This is a genomic window from Microcoleus sp. F4-D5 (assembly GCF_036704885.1).
In the GTDB taxonomy this organism is placed as follows: Bacteria; Cyanobacteriota; Cyanobacteriia; order Cyanobacteriales; family Microcoleaceae; genus Microcoleus.
This window is the reverse complement of the sequence record NZ_JAUBSX010000038.1, coordinates 47,458-66,344: the sequence shown is the minus strand read 5'-3', so window position 1 is coordinate 66,344 and position 18,887 is coordinate 47,458. Positions and strand designations below refer to the sequence as shown.

Annotated in this window: 14 protein-coding genes; 9 read left to right on the top strand and 5 right to left on the bottom strand. The window is 48.0% G+C overall.

Features of this window, described 5'->3' with window-relative positions; translation table 11 throughout:
* Window positions 1-4,295, bottom strand: a 4,295-nt coding sequence (locus tag QUA80_RS18625; protein WP_333426595.1) for a calcium-binding protein, incomplete at its 3' end; no start/stop codon positions are given.
* Between the two features lie 1,811 nt (window positions 4,296-6,106).
* On the opposite strand from QUA80_RS18625, the gene QUA80_RS18620 reads away from it, so the two are divergent.
* The 3 genes from QUA80_RS18620 to QUA80_RS18610 all read left to right on the top strand — a co-directional run bounded on the left by QUA80_RS18620 (window position 6,107) and on the right by QUA80_RS18610 (window position 10,343).
* Window positions 6,107-7,780: a CHAT domain-containing protein gene (locus QUA80_RS18620; RefSeq protein WP_333426594.1), complete on the top strand. Its 1,674-nt coding sequence runs from the start codon at window positions 6,107-6,109 to the stop codon at window positions 7,778-7,780.
* Between the two features lie 1,594 nt (window positions 7,781-9,374).
* A complete protein-coding gene (locus QUA80_RS18615) occupies window positions 9,375-9,785 on the top strand; it encodes an AbrB family transcriptional regulator (protein ID WP_172184952.1) in 411 nt (136 codons plus the stop codon).
* Window positions 9,786-9,875: 90 nt separating this feature from the next.
* The gene (locus tag QUA80_RS18610; RefSeq protein WP_445302259.1) at window positions 9,876-10,343 is read left to right on the top strand and encodes a regulatory protein RecX; all 468 of its coding nucleotides are present in this window, start codon (window positions 9,876-9,878) and stop codon (window positions 10,341-10,343) included.
* 100 nt (window positions 10,344-10,443) lie between these two features.
* On the opposite strand, the gene QUA80_RS18605 is transcribed toward QUA80_RS18610, so the two are convergent.
* The 3 genes from QUA80_RS18605 to QUA80_RS18595 form a co-directional block, all read right to left on the bottom strand.
* Window positions 10,444-10,959, bottom strand: a complete 516-nt coding sequence (locus tag QUA80_RS18605) for a DUF4385 domain-containing protein (RefSeq protein WP_333426592.1) — start codon at window positions 10,957-10,959, stop codon at window positions 10,444-10,446.
* Window positions 10,956-11,381: a DoxX family protein gene (locus QUA80_RS18600; RefSeq protein ID WP_333426591.1), complete on the bottom strand. Its 426-nt coding sequence runs from the start codon at window positions 11,379-11,381 to the stop codon at window positions 10,956-10,958. Before QUA80_RS18600 ends, QUA80_RS18605 begins: the two co-directional genes overlap by 4 nt.
* An 849-nt stretch (window positions 11,382-12,230) precedes the next feature.
* On the bottom strand, window positions 12,231-12,389 hold the full coding sequence (locus tag QUA80_RS18595) for a hypothetical protein (protein WP_333426590.1): 159 nt from the start codon (window positions 12,387-12,389) through the stop codon (window positions 12,231-12,233).
* Between QUA80_RS18595 and QUA80_RS18590 the strand changes: the two genes are divergently transcribed.
* The 4 genes from QUA80_RS18590 (at window position 12,388) to ureG (ending at window position 15,385) form a co-directional block, all read left to right on the top strand.
* A complete protein-coding gene (locus tag QUA80_RS18590) occupies window positions 12,388-12,879 on the top strand; it encodes a DUF4168 domain-containing protein (protein ID WP_333426589.1) in 492 nt (163 codons plus the stop codon). The two genes, QUA80_RS18595 and QUA80_RS18590, sit on opposite strands and share 2 nt — an antisense overlap.
* 532 nt (window positions 12,880-13,411) lie before the next feature.
* A complete protein-coding gene (gene ureE / locus QUA80_RS18585; protein WP_333426588.1) occupies window positions 13,412-13,849 on the top strand; it encodes an urease accessory protein UreE in 438 nt (145 codons plus the stop codon).
* A gap of 137 nt (window positions 13,850-13,986) precedes the next feature.
* Window positions 13,987-14,700, top strand: coding sequence for an urease accessory protein UreF (locus QUA80_RS18580; protein WP_333426587.1), 714 nt, complete (start codon window positions 13,987-13,989; stop codon window positions 14,698-14,700).
* A gap of 88 nt (window positions 14,701-14,788) precedes the next feature.
* Window positions 14,789-15,385, top strand: a complete 597-nt coding sequence (ureG, locus tag QUA80_RS18575; protein ID WP_333426586.1) for an urease accessory protein UreG — start codon at window positions 14,789-14,791, stop codon at window positions 15,383-15,385.
* Between the two features lie 70 nt (window positions 15,386-15,455).
* Here ureG and murG read toward each other — a convergent pair whose 3' ends face one another.
* Window positions 15,456-16,547: an undecaprenyldiphospho-muramoylpentapeptide beta-N-acetylglucosaminyltransferase gene (murG, locus tag QUA80_RS18570; RefSeq protein WP_445302258.1), complete on the bottom strand. Its 1,092-nt coding sequence runs from the start codon at window positions 16,545-16,547 to the stop codon at window positions 15,456-15,458.
* Between the two features lie 185 nt (window positions 16,548-16,732).
* On the opposite strand from murG, the gene QUA80_RS18565 reads away from it, so the two are divergent.
* Window positions 16,733-17,659, top strand: coding sequence for a nuclear transport factor 2 family protein (locus QUA80_RS18565; RefSeq protein WP_333426585.1), 927 nt, complete (start codon window positions 16,733-16,735; stop codon window positions 17,657-17,659).
* A 268-nt stretch (window positions 17,660-17,927) separates the two neighbouring features.
* Entirely contained in the window at window positions 17,928-18,716 is a 789-nt protein-coding gene (locus QUA80_RS18560) for an SDR family oxidoreductase (protein ID WP_333426584.1), read from the top strand.
* The last annotated feature ends 171 nt before the right edge of the window (window positions 18,717-18,887 follow it).

Sequence of the window (18,887 nt, the reverse complement as noted above, 5' to 3'; positions counted from 1 at the left end):
AGAATATCTGCACCGCTACCGCCAGTCAGGATGTCAGCAAACTGAGTACCAGTGACGCTGTTAGCAGCAGCATCTCCAGTAAACAACACAGGAGTGGTGAAGTTGTAACCGCCAGCACCTGAACCGAAATTGTTAAATGCGATCGGGAAAGTGTTGCCAGCAGCAGTTAAATCGGCAACGCTACCAGTGTTGGCAGTAGTACCCGCGGGAGAAGTTGCGACCGAACCTGTGAATACAAAGTCCCCCGTTCCCAAAGTTCCAGCAACAGTACCCAAATTAGCAATCAAGGTAGAACCACCGGCTACGGTACCGTTCGAGTCAAAATACAACACTGTTTCGTTCGACGCATTCGTAAAGGCGAAGAAACCAGCAGTTGTAGAATTGCCCAGGGCTTTACCTTGTGCAGCTTCCAAAGAGGCATAACTGCCGCCTGTGAAAATCACTAACTCTTTGCCAGTAATGTCAGGAGAAACCCCACTCACACCGTCAAAGTTAGTCGTAGTCAAATTGCCGAAATCACTGCTGACAAACTGGAATTTGTCAACCCCAAAGGTAAAGTCAGTAATCGTATCAGGGCCTTCGCCTGCTGCTTTGTAAACAAAGATATCCGCACCAGCGCCGCCAGTCAGAATATCTGCACCGCTGCCGCCGTTGATAATGTCTGCACCGCTGCCGCCGTTGATAATGTCTGCACCGCCACCACCGTTGATGATGTCTGCAAATTCAGTACCGGTGACGCTGTTAGCACTGTCATTGCCGGTAAACAACACAGGAGTGGTGAAGTTGTAACCGCCAGCACCAGTACCGAAATTGTTAGATGCGATCGGGAAAGTGTTGCCAGCAGCAGTTAAATCGACAATGCTGCCTAAGTTAGTAGAAGTGGTAGCGGGAGAAGATGCGATCGCATCTGTAAATACAAAGTCCGCCGTTCCCAGATTGCTAGCAGCCGTACCCAAGTTCGCAATCAAGGTAGAACCACCGATGGAGGTACCGTTCGAGTCAAAATACAACACTGTTTCGTTCGACGCATTCGTAAAGGCGAAGAAACCAGCAGTTGTAGAATTGCCCAGGGCTTTAGCTTGTGCAGCTTCCAAAGAGGCATAACTGCCGCCTGTGAAAATCACTAACTCTTTGCCAGTAATGTCAGGAGTTGAACCGGTAACACCGTCAAAGTTAGTCGTAGTCAAATTGCCGAATTCGCTGGCTACAAACTGGAATTTATCAGTTCCCGCCTTAAAGTCGGTAATTTGATCGCCGCCTTCTTTAGTTGTCCTGTAAACAAAGAGATCCGCACCAGTGCCGCCGCTTAGGACATCGGCACCGAGGTTGCCGGTGATGGTATCGTTGCCGTCGCCGCCCTTGAGGGTATCGTTAAAATTGCTGCCGACAATGTTGTCATCGCCTGCTAAACCATCGAAATTAACTGCGGTCGGAGAATTGCTGAAATTCACATTGTCAGGGCCGGCAGTACCCACAGGAACAGTTAGTGGCGGGCCGGTGAAGACAAAGTTAGTGACTTGCAGGCGAATTTTCAACGAGAAACTGGCCACAACTTCAAAGCGCGTCCCAACAGAAAATACCAGCACGGAACGGCCTGTCTCGGCATCTGTAAACTGACAGAAAGTAGGCACGTCTGTGCCGCCCAAAGCTTTAAACCGCGCGTCCAAAGAGGCGAGGCTAGTAACGCTGATATCCTCGGTGAAGTCGAGCAAATTAGCGCTGCCGATCGACCCAACAGCAGAAGTAGAAGTAATCACCAGTCGGGTCAAGCTAGAAACGCTGAGATTCGCAAAAGCTGCCGCAGAAAACTCTAAAAGATCGTCATCGACATTAAAGTCAGTAATTAAGTCAGCTTGTGCAACTGTTTTAATCTCTTGGCGGGAAGTGCGGTAAATAAAGCGATCCCTTCCAGCACCCCCAATTAGAGTATTGGTTCCTTCGCCACCTTCGAGCCAGTCCTCGCCCTCATTTCCTGTTAATTTGTCATTGCCTTTGCCGCCGACGATCGTGTTTTTGCCTTTACCGCCGTCGATCTCGTCATCGTCATCGCCGCCGTCGATATCGTCATCATCATCGCCGCCTTTAATTTTGTCCTTGCCCAAGCCTCCTTTTATTTTGTTTTTGCCTTTACCGCCGTCGATCTCGTCATCGTCATCGCCGCCGTCGATATCGTCATCATCATCGCCGCCTATAATTTTGTCCTTGCCTTTGCCTCCGATTATTTTGTTTTTGCCTTTACCGCCGTCGATATCGTCATCGTCATCGCCGCCGTCGATATCGTCATCGTCATCGCCGCCTTTAATTTTGTCCTTGCCTTTGCCTCCGATTATTTTGTTTTTGCCTTTACCGCCGTCGATCTCGTCATCGTCATCGCCGCCGTCGAGCTCGTCATCATCATCGCCACCTTTAATTTTGTCCTTGCCCAAGCCTCCTTTTATTTTGTTTTTGCCTTTACCGCCGTCGATATCGTCATCGTCATCGCCGCCGTCGATATCGTCATCGCCTTCGCCACCTTTAATTGTGTCCTTGCCTTTGGCACCTTTAATTGTGTCTGCGGCATTACCGCCTGTAATGTCATCGTCCGCATCGCCGCCTGTAATGTCGTTAGCCAGCGTCGCGGAACCGACAATAACTTGAGCAACTGTATTGCCAGAAAAATTAAAGACAGTTTGATTGAATGGCGGAGGAATAATCACCCTCGAACCTGGAGTTGGAGTTGGAGTGGAAACATTGTTGTTGCCCGAAACATTAACTCCCAAAAAGTCGCCAGCATTGAGAATGCTTGCGTTGACATTCAACAATAGCGCCAGCGCAAAGTTATTGACCCGAATTTCGGTATTGACACCGACTTGTATAAAGGTCAAGCTGCTAAAGTTCAAGTCGCCAAACAGCAGAAACTTGTCGCTGTCGTCGGTGTAGTCAGTGATGACTGCACTTGCCCCAGAGGTACTGTTACTCACGACAAAAACGTCATTTCCAGCACCGCCGACACAGGTATGGTCGCCAGTACCGCCCATCAGCGTATCGTTGCCGTCGCCGCCCATCAGCGTATCGTCGCCGTCGCCGCCGCCCATCACGCTGTCGTCGCCGTCGCCACCGTCTGCCATGTCATTACCGTTGCCAGTAACGAGGGTATCGTTGCCTCCACCGCCCATCACCGTATCGTCGCCGTCGCCGCCGCTAACGCTGTCGTCGCCGTCGTCGCCTGCACAGTTGTCGTTGCCAGCACCGCCGATCACGGTATCGTCGTCGTCGCCGCCGCTAACGCTGTCGTCGCCGTCGTCGCCGACACAGTTGTCGCTGCCTGCACCGCCGCTGACGGTATCGTCGCCGTCGCCGCCGCTAACGCTGTCATCGCCGTCGTCGCCGGCACAGTCGTCGCTGCCTGCACCGCCGCTGACGGTATCGTTGCCGATGCCGCCGCTAACGCTGTCGTCACCGTCGTCGCCGGCACAGTTGTCGCTGCCGCTACCGCCGCTAACGCTGTCGTTATCTTTGCCGCCGTTAACTTGGTCGTCGCCGTCGCCACCGCTAACGTTGTCGTTGCCTGTGTCGCCCCTGACGGTATCGTTGCCTTCGCCGCCCTCGCAATCGTCGTCGCCTTTGCCGCCGTAGACGCTATCGCTGCCGGCGCCGCCGTCAACGTTATCATCTCCTTCGTTGCCGTGCACCCAGTCATCGCCGTCATCGCCTTCGCAGATGTCGTCGTCGCTGCCGCCCATCACGGTATCGTTGTCTTTACCGCCGTTAAGGGTGTCCTTGCCTTTGCCACCCTTAACATTGTCTTTATCGCGATCGCCCTTTATTTCATCGTCGTCATCGCCGCCCTCGCAATCATCGTCATCTTTACCGCCGTAGATTTTATTTTTTTTGCCGCGGTTTCCTTTGATTTTGTCCTTGCCTTTCTTGCCGTATATCTCCTCGTTATCGCCGGTGGCGACAATTACGTCATCGTCATCACTACCTAAGAGAGTCCGGCGGCGATCGAGGCCGTTGCCATCATCATTTTCTAAGCCACCGTCATCTTTGTCGCCCGCACCTTCTTCGGGTACGCCTTTAAATTCAGCAATCGTGCTGTTATCGACAGCACCTGTTTCGGCTGCGCCGTCGTCAGACAGATCCGGCACTTTCCCGTTACCTGTGTTTTCGGAGATCGCTACCTTAATTAATTCCTCTAACTCGTCATCGGAATTTTCAGGGGTGTTGTTGCTGAGAGTTATGTCAGAATTTTCTGTTTCATCTCGATCGGGAAAAAGTGTTCCCGATACATTTTCTACCAACATTTTTTCGTCCATCGTTGATATTTCCCAAAAAATGGTAAGCTTCTTAGAACCAATTTATCAGCAAACAGGAGGCAGCAGAAGAAAAAAATCTAACTTCATACTTTCGCCTGTTATAGGAGCTGATGTCCCGATATTTACTGTTATAGATGCCACTTAAACTGCAACGGGTTTTTTCGCTCGGTTGCGAGTTTTATATTCGGCAATTCCACTCTCAAATTATTTGCTTTGCCACATACACCGTAAGTGCTGCGCCCAAGCGCATATCTTTTGAGATGTTCTCCGTAATTTCTACAGTAAGCTGCGCCGAGTCGCGCCGAATTGTAGATTTTATACGTAATTTCTACAGTGAATTAGCTGAATTTAAACTCGCAACTTACAACTCCCAAATAACTCCCCAAAACCTTTATCCCCAAAATTTTACCCTTGCTTTTTTTGCGAGCGAGCCTGGGTGCATTTAATTTTTGTAACACTCCCAGGTCTGACAAATCCTTCCCTGACTTAGGATTTGAATTTCTTTACTAAACGACTGCACCCTCCTAATTTTAGTTCCCGATGATTAATTAGAAATTTAGATAGTTCGCCCGAGCAAATATTTGTTTTAATTTTCAGTGGCATAATTTTCTCTCGCTTCGACCGAGCGGAGCGAACTGAGAAAATTATGTTTTTATAGTAAAAAAACAGCTATGCAAACATCTATGTATAGCTGTTCTCAATCTTGGTGAGGTATGCCCTATGCCCTATGCCCTATGCCCTATCCCCTATGCCCTATGCCCTATGCCCTATGCCCTATGCTTTAGATCGAGCCTGCATCTCATGTTATTGAGAACTGCTATATCTGAAGACCGATGGTAAAATTTTGCAACGAATAGGAATAAATGCAGGAGTTGTTTGTGGTAACAGTTGCAAGGTCGATCGGCATTTTGAGCCGGAATGGCCCACGGCGAGGCTGCGAAACCCAGTTGCTTTGTAGAAGCTTCGCTACCAAATCCAATAATTCTCCTCCAAACCGGCCTGATGAGGCGTAATCCTCTAGATGCCAAAAATGATGGTTGCTCGATAGTACCGGAATAATTTGATTGTCGTTGTATTGTTGAGAGTTCTTGGCTGCTTACGTTTATTTTTGCTGCTTAACTTTAACTAGATTAAGAGAGTTAAATTAAAAGTTTTCTATATCATAAAAGCGGAAAATTAGCAATAAGTTATTAGCAATTATCGCTGGTCAACTATCGATTACCGATCGCCGCTGAGGTCTTGCGGATGAGGGCGGAGACCTTACGGATGAGTACCCAGGGCTGACCAATTCATTAATTGACACAAAATCAAGATTTCAGATGGGGGGTTGCTGGTACAGGATAAGCGGTTAAGACCGATCGACGGATCGCCAAAAAAAATAAAATACTCAACTTTCCCTGCGATATTGCCCTGAAACCGGTTGGCGAGAGCCGAAGTAATTTTAATAAGAACTAGAGATCCGCCTGGTAAAGTGCCTCCAATTTAACTTTACTCAGCAATGAGAAACTCGAGTTCGCGACGAATCAAAAGGGGTCTGCGGTAGAGGTGCAAAATGTTAAAGATAGCAAGATTGCAGAAAATTCGGCTTTCACTGAGCCACAGGGCAATCAAAACTAATAAACTGTTATTAAAGTACAACTTTTATAGCCTCAAAGTGTTTGAACAAATATATTTGACCCCAGCGTTCGCCCGATCGGGGGAAGCGCATTCAAAAACTTTGATTGAAAGAGTAAAAATTAGTTTGCCGGTCGCTATTGCTAGCGGCAAAAACGCAGGCAAGTTCAGAATTAAGGCGGGAGGGCGCTAAATCGGTGAGCCAGGAATTTCAACTCTCAGTCACCCCAGTTGGGGACGACGAATATTTAGTGCGGACAGAAAGGGTTGCACCCGGTGTACCCTTAGCAGAACAACAAGTCCGCTGGCCGATCGACGAATGGCTGGCACTGTCTGCTCAACTGATGAACGACCCGCTAGTGGGCTTGCTCCAAGGAAAATTATTACAGGGAACCAGTTTGGCCGGTCGCGGCCTCTCCCGTTCGGGAAACAACAGTGCGCCGAATTTAGTAGCCCTCGGGCAACAATTATACAGCGGGCTGTTTCAAGGAAACTTGCGCGATAGCTGGACTTGCGCTCAAGGCATCGCCCAGCACCGCCGAGAAGTGTTGCAACTGCGGCTCGGACTCAAAGGCCGGCGCTTGCCGCGGCTGCCCTGGGAAGTTCTGCACGCGGGCGATCGCCCTTTGGCAACCGGCACGGATGTCGTGTTTTCCCGCTACCAACCAGGTACAAGTTTGTTCAAGCAAACCCGGATACTGCCCAGCAGCGGACCGCTAAAAATTTTAATGGCGATCGCCTCTCCGGGCGATCGAGATAGCTTGCAGCTCAAGCGAGAAGTGTTCCACCTGCAACAAGAACTGCAAAACCGCACCGCTAACCCCCTCAAAAACAGCCCCCACTCGGAAATTCAACTGACTATTCTCGAACAGCCCGATCGAGAACAGCTTACCCAAGCCCTAGAACAAGGACAGTACCAAGTCCTGCACTACGCAGGTCACAGCAACTTAGGTTCCAGAGGTGGCGAACTCTACCTAGTCAGCAGCCGCACCGGCTTAACCGAAACCTTGAGTGGCGACGACTTAGCTGGATTGCTCGTTAACAACGGTATTCAGATGGCCGTGTTCAACTCCTGCCGCGGTGCTTACGGCGACCCCTCAGATCTCGCGGACGACAGCCCGGAACGCAACTTAACCGAAGCTCTAGTCAAGCGGGGCATTCCCGCAGTGCTAGCAATGGCAGAAAGCATCCCCGACGATGTAGCCCTGACTCTGACCCGGCTGTTTTACCGCAACCTCAATCAAGGCTATCCAGTCGATCTCAGCCTGAGCCGGGCCAGAGCCGGACTAATTTCTGCCTACGGTTCTCACCAGTTATACTGGGCTTTGCCTATTCTTTACCAGCACCCGGACTTTGACGGCTATCTGACCGGCGCGCCAGCCCACAGCGCGGCATCCGGTTCTATAGTGCAAATAATCGGGTCGGGAACGCAGCCGGCGGTCGCGGGTACAGAATGGAAGGCACCGTCTTCGCTTTCGGCGATCGCCCAGTACCCGCCAATGCCCGCCAATCGATCTCACGAGTCAGACAGTTCTGACGGCGAAGTCTGGGAATACTTTCCCGACCAATTCAAAGATCGCAGGGATTGGGTTCATCAGAACGATCGACCCGACGGTGCTAATTCATCGAACTCACCGAATCCTGAGTGTTCGGCGATCCAAGCAAATCGCACCGCAGCAGGGACTCAGAAACCGTTAAAAAAACCGGGATTGAAAAAATCTGTGGCCCTGATGCTTTGCTTGTTGCCCGTTGCTTTGAGTGCTGGCTTTTTTGGATGGCGCTACTCGCACCACCGAAGCACGAAACCGGAAGAGTTACTGCCGGCGGTACGGACTCCGCTGTCGCAAAATTACATCCAACAACGTCACTAAAAGCGATCGCCTGCGCGGACTGCTGAGTTTAGATCCGCTTGCCCTGGCTCCCAACTGGGTGCAGTTTTTGCTGGCAATTTGCGATCTGCTACCGCTGGAAAAGTTATCAACAGTATGCGGCTCGATCGAATCTCCGACTTGCGATCCTCAAGCCGGTTTCTACCCCAAACAAGCAGCAGGGCAACCAAAAGTCTAGGAAGAAACCGGGTTTCTCGTCGAGAGAGTAAGTCCGAGACTGCTTGATGCAGTATTCGTCAGTTAATTTTAGATTTTAGATTTTATATTTACTCGACAGATGAATCTGGCAGCTTGAACAAGGGTCTAAAATTTTGATCTGTCAACGACTGTTGTCGGGGGGCGGTATCCGTTTTTGGGCCGAGTCATTCGGCAGCCGGAGCATTCGTCATTCGGCACAAGACAATAAAAGCAAGAGTTGTAACAATTAAAAACATCCTTACCGTCAAGGCGGTGGCTATATTTCACAATCATTAATTATGGAAGCGGCTGTGAGTTTGACGCGCCCCTCCAGTTGGTGCATAAATTTTGAGAGTCTGGCAGTTTGCAGGTCACGAGTCGAAACCAGTACATTTCCACCGAAACTCCCTGTTGGGAACCGCTGCTAATTTGTAGTGCATCAAACATTTAAGCAGTTGTGCATTTAACTCAGTCTTTTTCAATTCCCCTGTGGAAAGAACCTCAAATTCTCGGGCTTTGGGCCGGAGGAGGAAGATTTTCCCGAGTTCCCCCTAGAAATTTACTGATTCGCGGCGAAGTGTTAAGAGTCGCGAAGCAATCTCGCCCGCTCGAAACTATTCCCCTCCTGGTGGCTGCGCGATATTTCTGCCGCCGCGCCCATTGAGTCGGCTTTAAGCTAAAACCCGTTCAACGAACAGGTGAAATTTCCTTCAATTTTTACCGGATTGGTTTCCCCAGACTGCTTTCTGTGCAAGTTATATACCGAACACCTTAATAGAAGATTGCTCGTTGGTATTTGGGGTTTTAAGGGGATTTCGCGCCCGAAAAACAGGGTTTATACCATTTTAGATTTTAGATTTTAGATGAAAGACTTGAAGAATTGGGAATGACTTATTCCATAAGGGTTTGGAGCACGGGCCTACAGTTGGATTCTTTTTGTAAACTGGTGCGTGCAAGTAGCTGGCAGGGGCACCCTTGAACAAGTGCTGCCTCCCCTTGTTGAGGTAAAAGTTAACCCCGGCAGGTAAATGCTTTTGCCAGATTTGCAGCGGCCGCGCTCTAGGTATTTCGATTCACGGCTGTCTTGTTTTTACCTCGACCGCAGACTCGATCGGGGGTTGGTGAATGCAGGGAACAGACTTTACTGTAAAAAAGTAAAGCATTTAATTTGCGACAATAATTGCCCGCGCGATCGCAAGAGAGGCTTACACAAGCATTTGGGCCGCGAGGAGCAATTATTGTCGCCCTTCGAGCATCCTTACTTGCACCCCCGGTCTTCAGGCTGCAGAAATTTATCCAGAATCTTAATATTCAGAATTCTTAGTATTGACAGTGAAACAAAGTTAATCTAATGTGTTGTAATTGATATAAGTAAAGTCCAATAAGCGAGGTACGGTCAATGGCAGAAACAGCTACAGCACCCTTAACAGGAAAAGGTCTGCTTCAAAAAATCAAAGGCAGTGATTTGCCGCGCAGAGAACTTGCAAAGCTTTGCGGCTACTTCACGGTCAGCAAAAGTGGAGAAACCCGGATTAATCTGGCTGAGTTTTACGATGCAGTGTTAGCTGCTAAGGGCATTGAGCTAGAGAAGTCGAAAGCAGACGGACGCGGACGAGAAGCGAGTTATCGAGCTAGCGTTCACAAGAATGGCTCGATCGTGATCGGGGCAAATTATACCCAAGAAATGGGATTAAAGCCGGGAGACGAGTTTGAAATTAAGCTCGGATACAAGCACATTCGCTTGATTCAGATCGATGTGGACAGACCGGATGTAGATGTGGATGATGAAGAGGAGGATACAGAAGAATAAAGCCGATGGCGATGCAGTCAGCCTCGGGCAAGGCGACTGGATTTGGCATTCGCTAGACGAGTATTTGCGCGCCACCCTTCGATTGAACTGATGAGCTGTCTTGACTATTTCTATTTTCTCTTGTCCCGCAAAGACTACAGTGCCTCTGAACTTCGCAAAAAGGGGCAAGAGAAAGGTTTTGACAATGAGGAAATATTGGAGGCGATCGCGCAAATTCAAGACCGGGGCTATCAGTCTGACACTCGCTTGGTGGCAAACTCGATCGCCTCTGCAGCAGGCAAATACGGGAAATCGGCCATCAAGCGCAAGTGCTTGCAAAAAGGAATTACCAGCGATTTGTTCGAGCAAGTCTGGGAAGAAGAAATTGCCGAAAATCAGGACTCCGAAGCAGAAAAACTGGCCGAATTAAAAGCCAAAGTCATGCGGAAATATAAGATCGATACTTGGGGTAAAGCAGATCCGAAAACCAAGGGCAAAGTCTTGAATTACCTGCAATACAGGGGCTTTAATGCCTTTGAAATTTGGCGGCAGTGGCAAACAGAAGAAGATGACGAGTAAATAGCAATGCCAAGCAAATAGATGCGGCCCAGATAGGCAAGCACAACTGCATGGCGCCGACGCGGCTAAAGTGTAACTTCTGAGTTTTTGTAAATGTATGTCAATCCTCAGGGTTGACTAAATAAGATTCGTACATCTGCCGGTGTCTGGCTAAAAGCTCGAGATATTTCTCGTTGATTTTGGCCAGCATCCATTTTTCTTGAAAAATGGCGGCAGATTCTGCTTTCACCGGATCTGCTTCTAGCGGCAAAATATCTTTTCGAGCTGCGCTTTGCTCTGCAACGGACTTCAGCTTCTGAGGGTTTTGCTGGTATTTTCGCCCGCTTTTGTGGTTAGCGTAACGACGCGAGCGAGTGTACCCCATCTGTAAGAACTTGCGAGCCATGTCGGCTCCCACAAAATCTTCGCGATCGAGATACTCTAAAAACAAGGAGTAAATTTTGCTGCTCGACTCCCTGGCAATTTCAGGAGTCTTAAATCTCCACAAAGGCAGAATTTCTCCTTTGTAGGGTTCCACCAACAGCACTCCCTGTTCTCCTTTCCCTACGCGATAAAGTTCCGGGTGCTGTCGAAAGTCGATGTTCTTAAAATCCAAAGAGTAGTCGAACTGCTTCATCGGGCATTTTCTGTTCTATCTGGCACTATAGAAGCCCGGGGTTTACCTTCGTCTGGTTGGGTATAAACCCAAGCCCAAGCAATCAAGACAGCTTGAAAAGGCAGCCTGAACCAATACAGTAATTGGTTGTGAGGAATCCCTTCTATCGGAATATTGTTGACGGCTTGATTGATATTAGCTGGAAACACGGCAATAAACAAGGCAATTAATCCCCACGCCGCCGCCCTGCTCACAGGAGGAACTAACAGCCCAATTCCTCCCAAAATCTCGAAAAAACCGCTGATATAAACCAAGGCTTCCGGGTAAGGAAGCTGGGGCGGCACGATTCTGATAAAAGGTGCGGGCACTGCAAAGTGCAGCACGCCTACAATACTGATAGCTACTGCGAGAATAACTCGCCAAAGTTCTTTTTGGCTTTTCATTGGCAATCGGTAATTAATAATTGTTAACTTGCTGCGATAATGCTTGCCAAAGTTCGCTATCTGCGATCGAGATGACAAGAAAACTGAGACCTAAAATTTCTAGCTTTCGGGGGTTTGTCTGCTCTTGCTGATGGCTGTAACGATTTTATTTCGTAGAAAAATCAGATTTCTGGGTAAGTCGCAGACAAGTTTTGGCAGATCCAAACTGGACGAAGCAAGAACTGGAATTGAAGGCCTGCGCGTTGACTGCCGAAAACAGATAGCACGCATTTTGATAACAAGATTTTAATGTCTAGTTCCCCGCTGCTGCCTCTATCTTCGGGTAGTAAAATCTGATTTTTGTTCCGGCTCTGGCTCCGTCAGCAGCAAAACCAGGGGGATTTTCTCGATATACAAATGCGCCACAGCTTAATTTTAAATAAATCATCGCGGGAATTGATGAGTGCAATTGTTAAATTTGACCTTGCCTTGCAAGCAATTCGGGAGCATCTCTTGGTAAAAACACTTCATCTGGTTCCTTCCTTCTGCCTCTTTCCTTCTGCCTCCTGCCTTCTGCCTCCTGCCTCAAAACTTAGATTTCTACTTTGGCTGCTTTCATTGAGGTGCTCCCGGCGATTTCCTACCCTTCACCGAAGGCACGCGCGTTCGGGATAGCTTCGCTCGCGCTTACCTTGATGAGACTAATTAATGCGAGTAATTTGTCAATAACTTTTAGAATTATTTAATATTTGCGTTTTGAGAATTATTTGCAGAGGTAATTCGGGAACGCTCTGTAATTAAAAAAACCGTCTCTATTTTGGGTTTTGTCAACTTCCCAAAGATGTTAGAATAGATCAAATTATCGAATTGCTAAAAAGTCGATCGCCGTAGCAACTGCCAAATCATCCTGCGGGAATTCAAAATTATCACCAACTGCAGGAACTTTTTAGCCACCACATTATTCAAAAAGATTGAGCCTCCCAGCGCTGTGTCATTTTTATCTACACGCAAGCAATCACCGACGACCATGAATACCTCACTTAAAAACTCTAAATTTCGCCTCAACCGGATGCTGCGCCAATCGCTGTTGGCAGGAATCATTTCCGCAGCAGCTTTGGCTAGCGGATGGGCACCCGGTTTGTACGGACAATCCCCAAACCTCGTTTTCGGAGCCACAGCCCAAGCTCAAGAGATTAGCAACGAGGAAATTACTAGCTACGCCCGCGCTGTGTTGGCAATAGAACCCAGACGGGTGGAAGCTTATAACGAAATTAAAAGAATGGCTGGAGGCTCGGTTCCCAGAGTAGTGTGCAACGAAACTCAGGGAATTAACAGGCTGTCTGGAAATTTTCGCGGCATCGCGGTGAATTACTGCCAACAAGCTAAAAAAGTTATCGAAACCAATGGTTTGACAGTTAGTCGCTTCAACCAGCTTACTTTGCTCCAGCAAGCGGATCCGGCAGTAAAACAGCGAATTCAAGCCGAGCTGCTGCGGCTGCAACAAGCGGGCAATCAATAAGCTTGAGGGTTTGAGTCTTTCTTCCTCTCCCGTTCTATTAGACTTCTCCATAAAAGCTTGTTAAGGGCAGGCAGGATGCCTAAGCGCTACCTCCCCCAACAATATATTGGAGATTTAAATTGTTCGAGTTCCTAGACGGTAGGCAAAATTTTTTGAAAAAAAAGCGATCGTCTGCGATCGAGTGCTTGACAAAATAACATAAATTTGGTATGAGAGCCAGAACGGGAGCGGTCAGAGAGATGAATATTTTTCAACTGGCTGTAAATTGGAATGAGAAATAGCTAGCGGCAACAGGATTAAGACGTTTTTAATTTCTGAAACATGAGCTGAAGATTGGAACTTCAGCCTTCGTTATTTCTTGGGCTATAAAAAATATAGCAATCCTCGCATCATTTGTGAATTTCTTACTCCCTTCCCTTGGGTTCGGGGAGAGTTGGGGTGGGGTAAAAAGTTTCTGACTCCTGCAAGGATTGCTATATATTCCTCAAAAACTCAATGTCAAGTGAATTGCTCTGAGGAAGAGAATAGAAAAATGCTAACATTCACCAAACATTTACCAGCAAATCCCGATGCTGTTGTCAGCTTTACTTTACCGATGACAGCGGACGATCGCACTCGCAGCCGCCACCGATTCGAGACAGAAACCGGGGAAAGGCTGCACCTGAGTTTGCCCAGAGGTACGGTACTGCGCGATCGAGATTTATTGCAGTCGGAAGACGGTAGCTGTTTGGTACTGGTAAGTGCAAAACCCGAACCGGTGCTGACAGCCCGGGCCTCAAGTCCGCTGCTACTGATGCGGGCGGCTTATCATTTAGGCAACCGCCACGTAGCTTTAGAAATTGCCGATAATTATTTAAGACTTTCTCCCGACTCTGTGTTGCAGGGAATGCTAGAAAAAATGGGTTTGGAAGTAACAGAGGAAATTGTGCCGTTTCAGCCGGAAATGGGCGCTTACGGGCACAGCCATTAGATTTTAGATTTTAGATTTTAGATTTTAGATTTTAGATTTTAGATTTACTCTCACCGATGAATCCGAGGGCTTGTGACAAAATTGGTTTCGGCCATTCAAGAAGCAAGAAGTCAACAGTCAACAGTCAACAGTCAACAGTGAACAATCAACTTTTATCTTTGTTGCAGCTAGCTTTTGCACCTGTCGGAGCTTATAGTTATTCTGAGGGAATCGAAAGTCTGGTAGAAACCGGTGCGATCGACAGCGAGATTACTTTGAGAAATTGGTTAGAAAATTCGCTGCAATTCGGGGCTGTTCGAGTAGAAGCCGCTGTGGTGGTACGGGCTTTGAGGGCGGCACAGATGGGGGATTTGACGGCTTTGAATTACTGGAATGCTTGGGCGACTGCTGCTAAGGAAACAGAAGAGTTGCGCTTGCAAAGTTGGCAAATGGGGCGGACTTTGGTCAGGTTGCTGCTGGATTTGCGTGAAGCGAAGCTATCCCGCAGGGAATCGCCCGTTGCTTCTGGGTTAACAACAATTGTAAAAGAATTCCTGGAAGCTGGCGGCAATCAGTGCAATTTTGCGATCGGCTTTGGCATTGCCGCCGCCAACTGGCAGATTGAAGAGGAAGCCGCCGTGTTAGGATATTTGTACAGTTGGGCTGCAAATTTGGCGAGTGCGGGCGTGAAACTGATTCCCCTCGGTCAAACAGCCGGTCAGCAGTTGCTGTTAGATTTGCAGTCTCAAATTAGCTGTACGGCGCAAGAAGTTTTAAAATTAGAAGATGATGACCTTGGCAGTTGCAGTTGGGGATTAGCCCTGGCTAGCATGGCGCACGAAACTCAGTACACTAGGTTGTTTCGCAGTTAAAAATCCCTCAATCCCAAATCCCTCAATCCCAAATCCAAAATCAGACAATCTAAAATCTAAAATCTAAAATCTAAAATCTAAAATCGCTATGGGTGCTTTTCGTGTAGGAATTGCTGGGCCGGTTGGTTCGGGGAAAACTGCTTTACTTGATGCTTTGTGCAAGTCGCTGCGGCAGCAATACCAGATTGCGGTTGTTACTAATGATATCTATACTCAGGAAGATGCCCAGTTTTTGGTTCGGAGTCAAGCTTTAGAGATCGATCGCATTTTGGGCGTAGAAACAGGAGGCTGTCCCCACACAGCCATCCGCGAAGATGCTTCGATCAACTTAGTAGCGATAGAAGAGTTAGAACACAAATTCACGGATTTAGATTTAGTATTTGTCGAAAGCGGCGGCGATAACTTGGCGGCAACGTTTAGCCCGGAGTTAGTAGATTTAACAATTTACGTAATCGATGTCGCGGCAGGCGATAAAATTCCGCGCAAAGGCGGGCCGGGAATTACTAAATCTGATATGTTGGTAATTAATAAAACAGACCTCGCGCCTTTTGTGGGAGCAGATTTAGGCGTGATGGAACGGGACGCGAAAAAAATGCGCGGCGACAAACCTTTTGTTTTTACTAACTTGAAGACCAAAGAAGGATTAGAATCAGTAGTTAAATTCATCCACTCCCATATCATGTAAAACATCACTCTTCATCTGCGTTAATCTGCGTTAATCAGCCTTCATCTGCGGTTAAAACTCCTAAAAACAATCACCGCACCACCAATTCCCTGACCAAATTTGCCAAACGTTCTGTACTGTCTCTCACTGCTAATTGAGCAGCAGCTTTAGACATTTTTTCCAAATATTCGGAATCTCTTAACAAATACAATACTTTGCTTTGCAACACATCTGCTGTCAGTTCGCTTTGACGGAATACCACGGCGGCGCCGGATGCGGCAAATACCTCCGCATTAAATCTTTGGTGGTCGTCAGCGGCGTGAGGAAAAGGAATTAAAATAGAAGGTACGCCCGTCACTGCTAATTCTGTCAGAGCACTCGCGCCCGATCGACTAATGGCTAAATTTGCTCGCTGCAACAAACTCGCCACATTGTCGTAAAATGGCATCGATAAATATTGTTCGTGTTTCAAACTCTCGGCATCCGGGTCATTATTTCCTGTGAGGTGAACCACCCAAGCACCGGCATCAAACCAAGCCGGAGCACACTGCCGCACTAACTGATTGATTGCCACAGCACCTTGAGAGCCGCCCATGACTAAAATTACAGGTACACTGTCAGGAATTGGCAAATTTAGAGGTTGGCGGGTGAGGAATTGCGATCGCACGGGCGTACCGGCAACTACCGTTTTGGCGCGGGGTAAATGCTGGGCTGCAGCTTCAAATCCGATCGCCACAGCAGTGCACAAAGGACTAAACCAGCGCGTCACCTTCCCCGGAATTGCATTAGATTCGTGGAGAATCACCGGCAAACCCAAAGAACGGGCCGCCAAAATAGCCGGTGCTGCGATATAACCGCCGGTAGTAAAAACTCCCTGAAAATTTCCCGCTTTGAGCAACTTCCGCACCTGAAGGATCGAGCCGGCGAGTCCGCCCAAAATTCGCACTGTACCGATTCCAAATCGCTGCTGAAAGCCTTCAACGGCGATCGTGTGGAGGGGGTAAAGGGATGAAACTAACTGAGTTTCCATGCGGTCTGGGACTCCCAGCCATTCGATCTGACAGTCGTTCAACTGCCCAGCGGTGGCGATCGCGGGAAATAAATGTCCACCAGTGCCGCTAGCTGCAACCAACAACCGGAGGGGGGCTTTTGTCAAGGTATTTGTTTCTTTTAGAACTTCCACAGGTCGAGCGATTTTATATTTGAGGTTTTAGATTATTATGCTTATTATTCCGACAGTTTCAGCCAATTTTCAATCAGCAATCTAAAATTAGATTGTGCCGTGTCCGTCCTTCCGTTGTCAGTTTTCGTTGCAGGCGAACAGTTGCCCGCGCCGCGAATCCTAACAAATAACCAAATTATCATCTAATGCGTAATTTTTTGAATTTAGCACCAAGTGTATCTCAGTATTTTTCCACCCGTCGGGACGAAAAAGCCGATCCTCTTAGAGGGCTGCGCCAACGGGCGATCGTTTTTGGCTTTAACTGCGGGCAGTCGATCGCTCAAATGTTGTTATGTTTAACAGTGGTAAGTGCTGGCGTGCTGCATCAAGGTGCGGCAAGAGCGATTGGTGCGATCGCGGCGACTCCCCAAACGATCGCCCAAACAACAGCAAATGCGCCTGCCCCACTCACAAAAGCGCTAACAGAAATTGACGCAGCGGCCAACCGGCGCGATGTCAAAGCAGTGATGGCATTTTACAGCCCGAATTTCACTCATTCTGATGGCTTAAACACCCAAAGCATGGCAAAAGCCCTCACCCAACTCTGGGATCGATATCCGAGTTTAAATTACCGCACCGAGATCAAATCTTGGAAAACCGAAGGTAGCGCGACTATTGCAGAAACCGTAACTACAATTGCCGGCACTCAAAAAAAGGATGGCAGAGAATTAACTCTCAAAGCTACCATCCGTTCTCAGCAGCGTTTTGAAGGTGAAAAAATAGTTAAGCAAGAGATTTTAGCAGAACAAACTCAGCTTAGTTCTGGCCAAAATCCTCCCACAATTCAAGTGAATGTGCCGGAGCAAGTTAAGGTGGGCGAAGAGTACCATTTTGATGCCATTGTGCGAGAGCCGATCGGCGATGATATTTTAATAGGGACTGTTTTGGAGGAACCCATTACCGAAAAAACCTTTTTTAATCCCTCAGAAGTCGAGCTGGAGTTGCTAAATTCCGGGGGAATTTTTAAAGTAGGTAAAGCTCCGGCTACGCCCGAAAATCGGTGGGTTTCAGCAGTTTTGATGCGACAAGGCGGAATTGCAACAGTTAGTGTGCGATTGCGGGTTGTCAAGTAATAAAATAGGTGTTATGGGCATGGGGCATGGGCATGGGGCATGGGGGATGGTCCAAACAGGTAATGGGTGATTGGTGATTAGTAAGTGGTAAGTGGTAAGTGGTATAGCGGTTATTAGTCACACGAGGTACATATTTGAAGATAAAAAATCTCATTCAAGGAATTAAACATACCTCACTATAGCGATAAAGGCTATAGCAAATAACAACTAACAAAACTAACAAATAACCAATGACAACAGTCAACAGTCAACTGACAACTGACAAAAAATGATTTCAATCCAAAATCAAATTGTTTTCATTACAGGTGCTAGTAGCGGTATCGGATCGGCCTGTGCCAAGATATTCGCCAAAGCTGGAGCCAAACTAATTTTAGCAGCCCGCCGCTTTGAAAAACTCGATCGACTGGCAAACGAACTTGTAGAAACAAAATCCATCGCGTCGGCGAACGAGATTTATTTGCTAGAATTGGACGTGCGCGATCGCCCGCAAGTCGAATCGGCGATAGCTGCGCTTCCCGATGCCTGGAAAAGCATTGATATTCTAATTAACAATGCGGGATTGAGCCGGGGTTTAGACAAACTGCACGAAGGCAACTTTCAAGATTGGGAAGAAATGATTGATACCAATGTTAAAGGCTTGCTGTACATGACTCGCTCGATCGTGCCGGGAATGGTAAGCCGAGGCCGCGGCCACGTAGTGAATATCGGCTCAATAGCCGGCCGCCAAACTTATCCGAAAGGCAATGTTTATTGCGCTTCCAAAGCAGCAGTGAGAGCTATTTCCGAAGGGTTGAAACAAGACCTTTTGGGAACACCAGTGCGGGTGACGGAAATAGAGCCTGGTTTGGTGGAAACAGAATTTAGCAATGTCCGGTTTCACGGCGATTCAGAAAAAGCAAAAAATGTCTATCAAGGATTGACACCTCTGACTGCTGACGATGTAGCCGATGTCGTGTATTTTTGCGCGACGCGATCGCCCCACGTCAATATTAGCGAAGTCTTGCTAGTTCCGACAGACCAAGCTAGTGCAACTCTGGTTCACCGAAAAGAGTTGTGAGTTTTTAGCGGTAAGTGTCCGGATTGCGATCGAATTCTCAGCAAGCTAAATTAGTAGATGCACCCTGATTAATTAACTCCCGACCAATTTTGGCCGGGTTTTTTTTGGCGATCGCCCGCCCTCGCCACAGATTCTCCAAAATTCTGTCAAAGTGTCCTGAAAGAGGTGTTT

Coding starts and splice junctions, on each gene's coding strand:
- QUA80_RS18615 (WP_172184952.1), top strand. CDS start 9,375: ATGGCAGAAACAGCTACAGCACCCTTAACAGGAAAAGGTCTGCTTCAA.
- QUA80_RS18610 (WP_445302259.1), top strand. CDS start 9,876: ATGAGCTGTCTTGACTATTTCTATTTTCTCTTGTCCCGCAAAGACTAC.
- QUA80_RS18605 (WP_333426592.1), bottom strand. CDS start 10,959: ATGAAGCAGTTCGACTACTCTTTGGATTTTAAGAACATCGACTTTCGA.
- QUA80_RS18600 (WP_333426591.1), bottom strand. CDS start 11,381: ATGAAAAGCCAAAAAGAACTTTGGCGAGTTATTCTCGCAGTAGCTATC.
- QUA80_RS18590 (WP_333426589.1), top strand. CDS start 12,388: ATGAATACCTCACTTAAAAACTCTAAATTTCGCCTCAACCGGATGCTG.
- QUA80_RS18595 (WP_333426590.1), bottom strand. CDS start 12,389: ATGGTCGTCGGTGATTGCTTGCGTGTAGATAAAAATGACACAGCGCTG.
- ureE (WP_333426588.1), top strand. CDS start 13,412: ATGCTAACATTCACCAAACATTTACCAGCAAATCCCGATGCTGTTGTC.
- ureG (WP_333426586.1), top strand. CDS start 14,789: ATGGGTGCTTTTCGTGTAGGAATTGCTGGGCCGGTTGGTTCGGGGAAA.
- QUA80_RS18565 (WP_333426585.1), top strand. CDS start 16,733: ATGCGTAATTTTTTGAATTTAGCACCAAGTGTATCTCAGTATTTTTCC.
- QUA80_RS18560 (WP_333426584.1), top strand. CDS start 17,928: ATGATTTCAATCCAAAATCAAATTGTTTTCATTACAGGTGCTAGTAGC.